This window comes from Abyssisolibacter fermentans, assembly GCF_001559865.1.
GTDB classification, from domain to species: Bacteria; Bacillota; Clostridia; order Tissierellales; family MCWD3; genus Abyssisolibacter; species Abyssisolibacter fermentans.
The window spans coordinates 15,309-28,728 of sequence record NZ_LOHE01000058.1 but is presented as its reverse complement, the minus strand read 5'-3'; the positions used below and the strand labels follow the sequence as shown (position 1 = coordinate 28,728).

Genomic DNA, 13,420 nt, shown 5'->3' with positions numbered 1-13,420 from the left:
CACCTCTAATGTTTTTATTAAATCTAATACATTAATAATTTATTTAAAAATACTTCTTTGTCTTTACAAGTCTTACAAAATTCAATATTTTCATCTACTGATAAGAATTTTGCTATGTCCTGTAATGCTTCCATATGAGCTCCCCCAGATTCTGCTCCAAAAGCAAATACAATACTTACTGGATCATTTAACTCACTTCCAAATTCTACAGGTTCTTTTAATGTAATAATACTCATACACGTTTTTTTAACACTCGTATCAGGTCTTGCATGTGCAAAAGCAATGCCCGGCATTATAACTATATATGGTCCTAAATTGTCAACTGCATCTATCATATTATCTATATATTCCTGCTTTATACATCCTTTATCTAACAATATTGAACCTGCCTTAGTAATTGAATCTTTCCAATCTTTAGCTTCTACCTGCAGCTTAACACTGCTTTCATCTATCAAATCTTTTAACATAATAACCTTCTCCTCACCTAACCGTTTTGAATGACTATATTTTGATATTTGCTTAAATTTATTTAATCTTCTGAGCACTTTTCTAATTTCAACAAGTTCTCCTAATTTTAAAAATGGAGTGATATGCACAACGTCAATATCTGATAATTGATATACTTCTGTAGCTATAACAAAATCTACTTGTGACTTATATCTTTGATAATCGTATATTGAACAAGTCCCTATAAAATCTAACTCAGGGAACTCTTTCTTGAGCCTCACTGTTATATAGCTTAAAACTCCAACCCCTTCTGTACAAATCAAAAGTGCTCTTGCTGAATATTCTTTGGTATATAATCTTTCATAAGTTGCTCTTATATAAAACACTATAAAACTTATTTCATCTTCTATAATTTCACAACCAAAATTTTCTTCCATCAAAGCAACGCTTTCCTTAGCAATCTGAAATTCAAAAGGGAATTTTTCTTTTACATCTTTTGTATACCCTTCTTTCAACTGTTTATTACGTTTGATTCGCTTTATTAATTTTTGGATGTGCAGTGCTAAACCGTTGTAAAGTATATTGTCCTGCGTAAGCTTGATATCCATTTCAGTTTCAAAATATTTAATTATATGTCTTGTATATATAATAGTTTCATTATCTACTTTAAGACTTACATTCATATCTTCTAAATCTTTCAAATAGTTATATGACTTTAATTCTGACAATTGACCTATGATACCTACAACCTCATTTTTTGACATTTGTGTTTCATAATATATCAAAATACTATCCGCTATATATTGAGCAACTTCATAATTTTGCTCCTCTGTTACTCTATAAGGAAACTTATCATAGGTGTCACCAAGTGCTATTCTTTTAACTGACACTATTAAATATAAAGCCATTTTTAAAAACATAGCATCAGTTAAGTTAAGATGATATTTATCCTGTACATCACTTAATATTTTAAACACTTTATTTAAATCTTTAATCTCAAAAACCTTGTTGTAATTACCAAATATCTTTTTGAAATTTTCATTAAAGTTTTCATTTTCAATATACAAGATAAGACTTTTTATACTTAAGGTTTCTGCAAAGATATCAACCATCATGTCACGAATATCTTTTTCTTTACCTACAATCTTCAAACCCTTACCAGATATTTTTTCTAAAATCAGATTATATTCTTCTAAATAAATTTTGACATCTTTTAATGCTTTAATTACTGTATTTCTACTAACCATAAGCTCATTTTTTAATGTATCTATATTAAGTGGATTTTGTTGATTAAAAAATGCTAGAACAATATATCTAATTCTTTCTTTATCAGATAATACTCTATTTTCTACTGATAAAAATTTTAACTCTTCAATTAACATGTTTCTATCTTTTACACTCTTTATCATGACGCCTTTACTTGGTGTTTTTTCTAGAACTACTTTATTTTCCTTAAGCCAATCTGCTATGATTTCTAAATCATAGTGTATCGTTCTTGAACTTACATTAAAATCTTCTGCAATTTCACCAACAGAAACATATTCTTTTTTGTGAAGTAAATATTCAATTATTTCAATCTGTCTCTTTTTTAAATAATACATAGCACTACCTCATTTTTAAATTTGATTATTAAGCTGTCAGATAAATGTTCGTTTTTTAATAGCCAGAGAACTATAGAAATAATTAGTTATAAGTTATCATTTTAATGTGATAACGTTTTTTCCTTAAATAAAGTTTACCAACTGTTAGGTACTTTATACAAGTGCATTCCTTTTCATCCATACTTGCAATATGTTCTTTATTCCCTTGTTTTAGCTATATACAAAGCATAACATTTGCTTAAGACATAACGGAACTTATATCTATTCAGGAGCTTAATATGTTTATTATTTCCTATAAGCACTAATTACTATTTTCTTCTCTTTAATAAATATTATCCCAGATTATTTATTTTAACCTTATATTTAATTTCAATAAACTCTTACTCAGTTTTTTCCTAGGAATAAATGGCTCATCAAAAACATAGATTCGTTTTCTTTTATATAAAAAAACAAAGTCTTCTATAAAAATTTATAAAGAAGGCTTTGAACTTTACTCTACATAGTACCTATATTTTTATCGTAATATTTAATTTGAAATAATTTGAGTTAGTACTTAATTAAATCAGTTTTATAATCAAAATGAAAGCTCGTTAACTCCTTTTTAAAGGAATAACGAGCTTTTTATAGTCTACTTTTTATTTGATTAAATAATCAAATTCTATCATATTGCAATTATTACCAAAAGCATTTTTATTTACCATGATTTTTTGTATTAATACAAAAATACCAATAGCTATAATAATATCACCAATACTTATAACCTTAGCCATCACATTAGGATAAGGTATTGGTATAATATCACCTAAAAATGCTAGCTTTGTTATTTCTGATGAAATTGTTTGCGTTAAAATTTTTCCACCTTGTAATAGTTTAATTTTACCCGCTAAGTTTGCATATTTTAACGCTTCTATTGATACTGGTATTTTTCCACCATTTATTAACATAACTAATAAATTTAATACTGTGCCTAAAAATACTATAATCAAGGATTTATACCTAAAATTCAAAATTAGTCCTACCAAAACCAACATGTATACAGCACCTTGAATAAACATGAAATAATCATTTATATAAGCTCCTAAATCATATATATTCTCATTATAAATATACATAGAGCTAAATTCTAAAATCACTGCAATAATAAACAAATACCATCCTTTAATTTTACTGTCAAATATTTTAAATATTTTACCCTTTCTAAGTTTACCTGCTACTAATGAAATTATAACTGATTCAGCAATCATTATTTATTTCGCTCCTTTTGTTAGTTTAAATAATAAAATGATAATAATTAATACGCCCTGCAAAAAATAAATATATTATGACAGAACTTTATACATATTACATTCGCCATAATATATTGTAACCCTTTTTTTAGACTTGCACTCAGAAATTGTTATAATTTGTCTGAATTTTAGAACATAATTTCTATAATTTTCTTTACTTCTTCATTTACAACGTAATAATTTATCTCTACACCATTTCTCTTTCCTTTTATAATCCCTGCTGCTTTAAGCTTAGATATATGCTGAGATACAGTTGATTGAGGTGCATTTAAACAATTTTGCATATAAGATACATTGCACCCTTCATTTTCAACTAATCCTTTAATTATGCATAGCCTTATAGGATGTCCTATAGCCTTCAAAATATCTGCTTTCTTTTCCATAAGATTAATATCTATATCTTTATCCTTCATACTTTTTATCTCCTTACAATATCTTTATATTAAAATATTATGATGTAAATAAGATTTTGTCAACCATCAACTATATGTTCTGTTCACAAATATTTATATTTAAACGTAAAATAATATAAGTAAATCTTTTATAAAAGGAGGAACCATATTGGATAATTATGACTTTAAGCCTTACGAGTATAAGCTTGCACGTGCATATGTTCCATTTCAAAAATTAGATAAAATATATTCTCCTAAGCAAGCACTATGCAAGGGTACTCTCTTTCCAGAGTTATATATGCCTTATAAATTAAAATAGGTATTAATAGTTATTTATATAAAACATATAAAAGGATGATGAAAATGGAACATTTACAAAAAAGAGATTTAAAAATTTTGATGGAAGTTGATTTTAGTTTGTTAGAAATCAATTTGTTTTTAGACACTCATCCAAATGATGAAACAGCAATTAAACTTCATAATACACTTGCTCAAAAAAGAATGCAGGTAAGAAATGATTATGTATGTAAATACGGACCTTTATCAAATGAAGATATGAGTATGTGTCCTTGGCAATATATTGAAGCTCCTTGGCCATGGAATATTAATTTTAAAAGCTGCTAAAATTCAAAGCATAATTTTTAATAAAAACGCTCATAATATAAGTAGTGGGAACATAATAATCGAGCCAAGATGTATATATGTTTCTCATTGAGATATGTATATGTCAGCCAAAGATTGTATATTGATTCTAAAGAGTTAATATACGGTTGGAGGAAAGATTATTTATGGTTGGTAATACCTATCATATCTAGTCGAGCTAAGATTCTATGTGGTGTTAATGTGATATCACCATAGGGTTGAACAAATCATTTTTTTAGGTAGTGACTAATTTTTTGAAGCAAAAGATTGATAATGCTATCTAAAAGAGTGTAAGTTAAGGTTATTATGTTCTCACTACTAATTAATAATCCATCTAAGTTTCTTTCTTATAATTAATATAAACCACTCTGTGCTTAGCAGAGTGGTCTATATTTTCAAAAATATTATAGCTAAATTTACATGTAATTTTAAATTGGAAGTCAAGTGTAATTTTCTATACTCTTTCAATTGACATTTTTTTATAAAACACCATTAGTATAATACCAAACAAAGTAAAACTACCTCCAAGTATGATTAAAAAAGTAGAAAAATCTATCCACTCCAAAACAATACCAATAATACCATAAGCAATTGGCATTGAAATATTACCCATCATAGAAGCAAGACTAAACACTCTTCCCGACATTTCTTTAGGGGTATTTGTTTGAAGTAGAAGCTGCCAAAATGTTGAAGCATTTGCAATAGCTATTCCCATCAGGCTTATTACAATTAAATAGAATACCAACGTATTAATATCAAGTAATTTAAGCCCCCCAATACTAAAATATAGTACTCCTAAAAAAGCAACAACAATAAACAATAATTGGTCTTTTTTGTTCTTAATATGTTTAATATTCAAAACTATTGACCCTATTATCATTCCAAAACCCAGAGAACCTTCTAAATAACCTAAGTTATATACACTCCCATTTGATATAGACTCAGCAAGAAATGGCATAATAACAACAAAACTTCCTACTGCAAAGTGAACAACAGCAATTACAAAAATAATAATCAGAATCTTCTTCCTCTCTAACAAAAATTCAAAACCTTCTTTTATCCCTATGCTAATGCTTGTCATAGATTTAACAATTTCTTCTTGTTGATTCTTTATAGGAGCTTTACCTGAAATGAATAGTTCAAAGAAAGCAGATAAAATAAATGATACTCCATTTATCAAAAACGCACCAAAAAATCCAATATAACCAACAACACTAGCCCCAATTATTGGACCAATAATAGTGCTTATGCCATTAATCATTTGATTTAAAGCATTTGCTTTAGGCAACTGTTCTTCATCTACAAATTCAGGTACCATTGCATTTATGGCAGGGTCAAAAAATGAAGACAACAAAGATATAGCTATAGATATACTCACTATATGCCATAATTGAAGTGAATCAAAGAATTCCAGATATGCAAGTATTAGTATCAATGCCCCCCTTAACGTATCTGTTAGCACTATAATGTTTTTTCGATTCTTTATATCAACGTATACACCAGCGATAGGACCAAACAAAAATCCTGGTAAAGCAGAAGCAATGAGCACAATCCCCATTATAAGGGGAGATTCGCTTTTTTGTAAAATCCACCATGCTAATGCAATACTATGAAATTTATCGCCCGTCTTTGATACCAGTTTTCCAAACCAAATAAGTGCAAAATTCTTGTTAATAAGTAATTTACTTTTCATTATATAGCCCACCTTTCATAGTTTATAATTATTATGAACTATAAAGTTATAAATCAGTTTACTGTGATTTTATTTTTTAGCTTCCTTGATTTTTATTTATATACCATCATGTAAGCATAATTATACCATTTTTCATTTAGAATAAAACAATAAAATAATCTAAATATATATCTCTCTCAAACATTTTAGGTAAAGGCTATTTATGGTTAGGTTGGTACTATTAAATTATTATAAAATTCTCCTTAATATAGTTATCGGTATTTTAAATATTATTGTTAAAGCAATTACTTCTCATCTCACTTACTTCACTTCCACATGGTGTTAATTTACCAAAATTTAAAATTTAGTAAATATATTTGTCATTTCCTATTTGTTATATTTATGTCAAAATCATTTACTACAACTACTATTTTTTCACAATATGTGGTATACTGAAATTTATCATCTTTGTTTAGTATTAACAATCTGTCCAATTTAATAAAAGAATTAATTGTAATTTTATATCAGTTTGACAGCTATTTATTTGGGTCTATATATTAAGAAGCAGCTATTGTAAAGTCATAGAAATTGTTTTATACTTTTTTATATTAAGTTTATATTTTAATTAGTGAGGGTTGACTATGGACAATAATGAAAACAAAGCACCATTGATAGTAAAAATTTCGACTCAGATTGTTGATAAAAGAAATGCCTTTTTTCTGATTTACACAATATTAGTTATCTTTTGTCTTTTTTCAAGGTCATGGGTAAATATCAATGACGATATTACATCATATTTGCCAGAAACTACTGAAACAAGACAGGGACTTATCATTATGGAAGAAGAATTTACAACTTATGGAAGCGCAAAGATTATGATATCAAACATTACTTATGAACACGCGTTAAGTATAAAAGAAGATTTAGAGGCTATAGAGGGTGTTTCAGAAATTAAGTTTGATGAAAGTGAAGATCACTTCAAATTAGCTTCAGCACTTTTTTTAATTACATTTGAAGGTGAAGATAAAGATGAAATAACTCAAAATGCTATGAAGGAAGTTCTTGCCTATATAGAAGATTATGATCATTACGTATCTAGTACCATTACGGAAGATTCTGTTGCTTCATTAGAGGCTGAAATAAAAGTGGTATTAATAGTTGCAGTATTTATAATACTAGGTGTTTTATTTTTTACATCTAAAACTTATATGGAAATACCTGTTTTGGTTCTTACTTTTGGTGTAGCAGCTATTTTAAATATGGGAACTCATTTCTTCTATGGAGAAATTTCTTTTATATCAAACTCAATTGCTGTTGTTTTACAGTTAGCATTAGCGATTGACTATGCAATTATTCTGTGTCATAGATTTACTGAAGAAAGAGAAAATCTACCAGCAAGAGAAGCAGCAATTAAAGCCTTGAGTAAAGCTATTCCAGAAATTTCATCAAGTAGCTTGACAACTATATCTGGTTTAATGGCATTGATGTTTATGCAATATAGACTAGGTTTTGATATGGGGCTAGTTTTGATTAAGGCTTTATTATTTAGTTTATTAGTTGTTTTTACTTTAATGCCAGGGCTTTTGATGGTATTTAGTAATGCAATGGATAAAACTGTACATAAAAACTTTGTACCTAAGATAACAAAATGGGGTAATTTTGTAGTAAAAACAAAATATATTATTCCACCATTATTTATTATCTTAGTTATAGGAGCGTTTTACTTGTCAAATAAAACAAATTATGTTTATGGCTATAGCACACTAACGACAGTAAAGCAAAATGAATCTCAAATTGCTAAGAAAAAAATAGATGAAACTTTTGGCAGTAATAATTTACTTGCTGTTATTGTACCAGCTGGTAATTATGAACTAGAAGGAAAGTTATTACGAGCATTTGAAGAATTAGAAATTACAGAAACAACCACTGGACTTGCAAACTCAAAAGTAGATGACAGATACTATGTTACAGACAAATTAAATCCAAGACAATTTGCTGAATTAACTGACATAGACATTGAAGTATCTAATTTACTTTACAGAGCTTATGCAATTGAACAAGGCGCATATAGTAAATTAGTTAATGGTCTAGATGAATATGCTGTACCATTAATCGATATTTTCATCTTCTTGTATGACCAAAAAGAAGCAGGGTATTTTACATTGAGTGATGAGTTAGAAACTGAAATAACTGATTTATATGAAAAATTAAGTGAAGGAAAGGCTCAATTAGAAAGTGATAATTATTCTAGATTATTACTTAATTTAAACATGCCTGAAGAAGGTGAAATAGCTTTCAATTGGCTGGATAAAATCCATGACATAGCGTATCAATACTATGACAATATTTATTTTGCTGGAGCTACTACCAGTGATAATGATTTAGGAATCTTTTTCGCAAAAGATAATATTATCATTAGTGTTTTATCTGGATTATTTGTAATGATTATTTTGTTATTTACATTTAAATCATCAGGTCTTCCGGTGCTATTGGTTTTAACCATACAAGGTAGTATTTGGATTAACTTTTCGTTTCCAGTTATTCAGAATATTAATATTTTCTTCATGAGTTATTTGGTTGTAACATCTATTCAAATGGGTGCAACTATAGATTATGCTATTGTAATAACCAGCCGTTATATGGAGCTAAAAAAATGTATGCCTATAAATGAAGCTATGATAGAATCTTTAAATCAAGCTTTTCCAACAATTATTACTTCAGGTACTATTTTGGCATCAGCTGGTATATTAATTGGTAGAATTACATCAGACTATGCTATTGCTTCTATTGGTACCTGTTTAGGAAGAGGTACAATTATTTCTCTGATTTTAGTTATGGGTGTTCTTCCTCAAACTCTACTGTTTGGTGATAAAATAATTGAAAAAACTGCATTTGTCTTGAAGCGAAGAGGACTTATATCAACACATAGAGGCAGTTTAAGGATGAATGGTCGGTTACAAGGCTACATTTCAGGTTATGTTGATGGAGAAATAAAAGGTACCATAAGAGGTGAAGTCAAGGGACTTGTTGAAGTTGGAAGTATATCAGATAAGAATAAAGCATTATCAGCGAAGGAGGATGAAAATGATGAGAAAATTAAATAGATATCTATGCATATTACTGACAATATTCATTTTATCATCTCAATCCATAGCTTATAATGAAAATATAGAAACAACTTCTGATGTCATATATATATACACAGCAGAAGACTTAATTAGGCTTTCTGAGAACTGTACTTTAGATACCTATTCTCAAAATAAAATAGTGAAATTAGCTGCTAACATAGATTTATCTGATACTGATTTTCAAACAATACCTATATTTTCTGGTATTTTTGATGGAAATTACTATACTATAAGTAATTTTAATTCTAACAGTATTGGTTCTAATCAAGGCTTGTTCCGATATTTACAAGAAGATGGCGTTATCAAAAATCTTCATGTAAAAGGCACTATAAAACCTATTGGTTCAAAAGAAGAAGTAGGTGGAATTGTTAGTAACAATAAAGGACTAATTACTAGTTGCTCTTTTAAAGGAGAAGTACTTGGAGACACAAGTATTGGTGCAATAGTTGGCTATAATGAAAAAACAGGAATTATAGAAAACTGTCAATCAATGGGTTTAGTAATCGGTGAACATCATACAGGTGGAATTGTTGGTTTAAATGTAGGATATGTAAAATCTTGCACTAATGACAGTAATGTCAACACAACAAATGATGCTATCCCTAATAAAGATATGTCATCTTACAATTTAAAAAATCTTAATATTAATAACATAAATTCAACAGAAAACTTAGATGCTCAAATAGATATCGGCGGAATTGTAGGATACAATCAAGGTATTGTAGAATTAAGTGAAAATCACGGAAACATCGGTTACCAGCATGTTGGATATAATATTGGAGGTATTGCTGGCAGACAATCAGGTTATATTTCAAATTGCAAAAACTTTGGACTTGTAAATGGAAGAAAAGATGTTGGTGGCGTTGTTGGACAAGCTGAACCATTCATTCGTCTCTTGTTTTCAGAGGATACATTACAACGTATTGATGAAGAACTTATTGATTTAAATAAATTAATAGATAAAGCTATTAATGAAGGAGATAAATCCTCAAGTGTAATTATTTCTAGATTAGAAAGTTTAAATACAATTACAACTTCTGCCTCTAATAAAATGCAAAATCTGATTAATAACACAACTGATTACATTGATGAGTCAACAACTATAATCAATACTACTGCTGATAGAATACGTCATGTTATGACTCGATTAGAACCTGTGATTGAAAACTTTAAAAAAGCATCTGATGAACTTACAAATAGTTTTGATAAATTAGAGACAGGCTTTTATAAATTAGAAAAAGCTTCATCATACCTAAATGATAGTATTGAAGATTTAAATGATGCCTTTGAAGATTTTGATAAAGCATCAAGAGATGCCAGTCTAGCTTTTGATAAAATGTCAAAAGCTATGAAACTTGTTGAAAAGGCTGCTGAGAATTCTGAAGAAGTTGATGAAGCACTGAAGGAACTAGATAGTGCATTGTTAGACCTTCAGCTAGCTATGGAAGCAGGCATTAGGGCACTTGATAAACTTGCAGAAGCACTAGAAAAAATAGATGACCCTATAGGCGAAGATTGGGATGTTATCATTGGAGAATTACGTGATGAACTTGAAACTATGTCAAAGCATATTAATGAAGCTATGCCTAAAATAAGACATGCATTATCTGTGCTTTCAAAAGAGTTTAAAGATGATCAAGCTTTAATAAAAGAAGCCTTAGCCTGGATGGATCTTGCTATGCAGGATTTGGAGGATTTTACAAAACACACAAACAATGCTTTTGCACATATACAAGATTCTTTAGATGATCTTGATTCAGTATCATCAGCTACAAAAGCTGCTATGAAATATTTTTCAAAAGGTATGGGGCATTTTTCAAATGCATCAGATGAATGCTCAAATGGTTTAGAAGAATTAAAATCAATATTTAAAGAAATCAATGCATATGAAAAATTACAGCTACCTAAATTAAGTGATTATATAACTGAAAGTAGTGATTCTTTATTTGATGAAATGAATAATATCTCTAATGAATTAGCATTACTTAATACAGAAGCAAAAGATACATCAGAATCTTTTCACAATAATCTAAGAGCAATTAACAAACAATTTGAAGTTATTGCGGATATTATTAGAGATGGATTAAATTCAATATCTTTTGATAATGAAGATTTATTTGAAGATATCTCAGATCAAAATCTACAAGAAGAACCAGCTATTGAAAAAGGTCTAATCAGAGACTGCTACAATGAAGGTACTATTTTAGGTGATGTAAATGTAGGTGGTATTGCAGGTTCAATGGCTATAGAATATGATTTTGATCCAGAAGACGATATAATAAACAAGGGAAATCATTCATTTAACTTTAAATATCAAACAATATCATTTTTGATGTCATCAGTTAATAATGGAATTATTCAAGCAAAGAAAGATTGTGCTGGTGGTATTACAGGAAAGATGGATTTAGGTTTAATAACCACAAGTGAAAATTATGGTTCTATAGAGAATTTAGATGGAAATTACACTGGAGGAATAGTTGGCTCATCAAGCAGTGTAATTAGAAAATGTTATTCTTTGAGTGAACTTTCTGGTAAAAATTATGTTGGTGGAATAGCTGGGTATGCCACTGATATCTATGACTCTCTTTCATTGGTTCAAATAAATAAATCCAACGAATATACCGGTGCAATTGCAGGTGACATTACTGGTAAATTTGAGAACAATTCCTTTGTTAAATGTAAATGGGAAGGTGTAGATGGAATTAGTTATAGCGGTAAAGCTACACCTCAAGCTTATGATAGTTTTATTTTAAATGAAGGTTTGCCAGAAGCATTTAAATCATTTCAATTAACTTTTGTTGTTAATGACGATATTATAAAGACAATACCATTTAAATATGGAGATTCACTCAGTTTAGAAGAGATACCAGATATCCCTAAAAAAGAAGGATACTATGGTAGTTGGCCTAAATATAATTATAATAATCTAGTATTCTCGAAAAAGCTTGAAGCAATTTATACACCAATGATTCAAGTACTAGCATCAGATGATAAATCTCATTCCAAGTTATTAGTAGAAGGAGCCTTTGACCCTGATGATACATTAAAGATAAATGAAATTTATTCTTCAGATACAATGATTAAAAATTATCCTGTGACTGAAGAATGGTCAGTACAGCTAAATACAGCATCTAATAAGCCTTTAACTTTTAGGTTTTTAAAACCTGACTCAAAAAATGTTGTACTGTACCAAAGAATAGATGATAGTGAGTGGCAAGAAATAAAAACAACGGTAGATGGAAGCTATTTATTATTTGAATCAGATCTAACAAACTTTAGTATAGCAGTTGTAGAGAAGAAGAGTAATATTGTCTTTTATGTTCTAGCTCTAGTGTTAATAGTAATTATTGTTTTAGTAATATACAAGAAAAAAAGTCGTAATACAAAAAAAGTTAAGGCAACAACATAGGATAATGTTTGGATTTGTAAAACATAATGATTTGAATAGGACAAGCCAACTAATTGTTTAAATTAACAATTGGTTGGCTTTTGTTATGCGGCCGTTATCTTAAATTTAATACTTCTTCGATTAATGCTAATGTTTTATCATTACCTTCATATGCTATATAGTCTTTTGGAACTTTATAAGGTTCATTTCTTCTATATGCTTTAGGAACATATATAATATTGTTTATCACATCATAAACTATAAATAAGGTAGTTATGTCTGAATTTTCTGTTCCATTTTTATAATCATAATGATTTTTAATATAATAAAGTTTACTATTCAATGATTTGTCTATCATTACATTATGAGATTCATTAAGATATTCAACACTTTTTAATAGTTCTGTTAAGCATATTACATTAACAACATCATCTTTATCACCTTTACAATTATCATATAATGATACACTTCCTACATTTAATCCTTGTCCATTAAAATTTTGAATATCTTCTATTTCGTTTATTATAAAAGATATTGCGTCTATCTCTTTACTAAAAACATATTTACTGGCTTCTTGATGGGTGTAATTTCGTTGTAAATCGTAACTTGTTACTCCATAAAAGACAACAATAGCAATAATAATTATTAACATTACTATCTTAATTTTTTTCATTATTAAATATCTCCTTATAATAAATTTTAAGCTAAATTCATCAATTGCTACTCATAATATTCTCTTATGTACTGCATCCTGATTAGTTATTGATATATATCAAATGCTCTTAATTATACAATTCATTATTATTTTCTTACTATCCTTCTTCTTTGATATGTATTATTATATATAAAATTTTAGATTATTTA

The 13,420-nt window shown here is 28.3% G+C and carries 9 protein-coding genes; 4 read left to right on the top strand and 5 right to left on the bottom strand.

Annotated features, from left to right (window positions below; genetic code table 11):
* Positions 1 to 23: 23 nt before the first annotated feature.
* The 3 genes from AYC61_RS10175 to AYC61_RS10165 all read right to left on the bottom strand — a co-directional run bounded on the left by AYC61_RS10175 (position 24) and on the right by AYC61_RS10165 (position 3,747).
* A complete protein-coding gene (locus AYC61_RS10175; protein WP_066501166.1) occupies positions 24 to 2,048 on the bottom strand; it encodes a BglG family transcription antiterminator in 2,025 nt (674 codons plus the stop codon).
* Between the two features lie 635 nt (positions 2,049 to 2,683).
* On the bottom strand, positions 2,684 to 3,292 hold the full coding sequence (locus AYC61_RS10170) for a DUF5317 family protein (RefSeq protein WP_066501159.1): 609 nt from the start codon (positions 3,290 to 3,292) through the stop codon (positions 2,684 to 2,686).
* Between the two features lie 170 nt (positions 3,293 to 3,462).
* On the bottom strand, positions 3,463 to 3,747 hold the full coding sequence (locus AYC61_RS10165) for an ArsR/SmtB family transcription factor (protein ID WP_066501154.1): 285 nt from the start codon (positions 3,745 to 3,747) through the stop codon (positions 3,463 to 3,465).
* Between the two features lie 148 nt (positions 3,748 to 3,895).
* Here AYC61_RS10165 and AYC61_RS20690 point away from each other — a divergent pair, with 148 nt between their 5' ends.
* A complete protein-coding gene (locus AYC61_RS20690) occupies positions 3,896 to 4,045 on the top strand; it encodes a spore coat associated protein CotJA (RefSeq protein WP_082759901.1) in 150 nt (49 codons plus the stop codon).
* A gap of 44 nt (positions 4,046 to 4,089) precedes the next feature.
* Positions 4,090 to 4,350: a spore coat protein CotJB gene (locus AYC61_RS10160; protein WP_066501143.1), complete on the top strand. Its 261-nt coding sequence runs from the start codon at positions 4,090 to 4,092 to the stop codon at positions 4,348 to 4,350.
* Positions 4,351 to 4,822: 472 nt separating this feature from the next.
* On the opposite strand, the gene AYC61_RS10155 is transcribed toward AYC61_RS10160, so the two are convergent.
* Positions 4,823 to 6,061, bottom strand: a complete 1,239-nt coding sequence (locus AYC61_RS10155) for an MFS transporter (protein ID WP_066501137.1) — start codon at positions 6,059 to 6,061, stop codon at positions 4,823 to 4,825.
* 620 nt (positions 6,062 to 6,681) lie between these two features.
* Between AYC61_RS10155 and AYC61_RS10150 the strand changes: the two genes are divergently transcribed.
* Positions 6,682 to 9,144: an efflux RND transporter permease subunit gene (locus AYC61_RS10150; protein ID WP_066501131.1), complete on the top strand. Its 2,463-nt coding sequence runs from the start codon at positions 6,682 to 6,684 to the stop codon at positions 9,142 to 9,144.
* A complete protein-coding gene (locus AYC61_RS10145) occupies positions 9,125 to 12,577 on the top strand; it encodes a hypothetical protein (RefSeq protein WP_066501125.1) in 3,453 nt (1,150 codons plus the stop codon). Before AYC61_RS10150 ends, AYC61_RS10145 begins: the two co-directional genes overlap by 20 nt.
* A 94-nt stretch (positions 12,578 to 12,671) precedes the next feature.
* Here AYC61_RS10145 and AYC61_RS10140 read toward each other — a convergent pair whose 3' ends face one another.
* Positions 12,672 to 13,229 carry a hypothetical protein gene (locus tag AYC61_RS10140; protein ID WP_066501117.1) on the bottom strand — a complete coding sequence of 186 codons (558 nt, stop codon included), beginning with the start codon at positions 13,227 to 13,229 and terminating at the stop codon, positions 12,672 to 12,674.
* Positions 13,230 to 13,420: the final 191 nt, after the last annotated feature.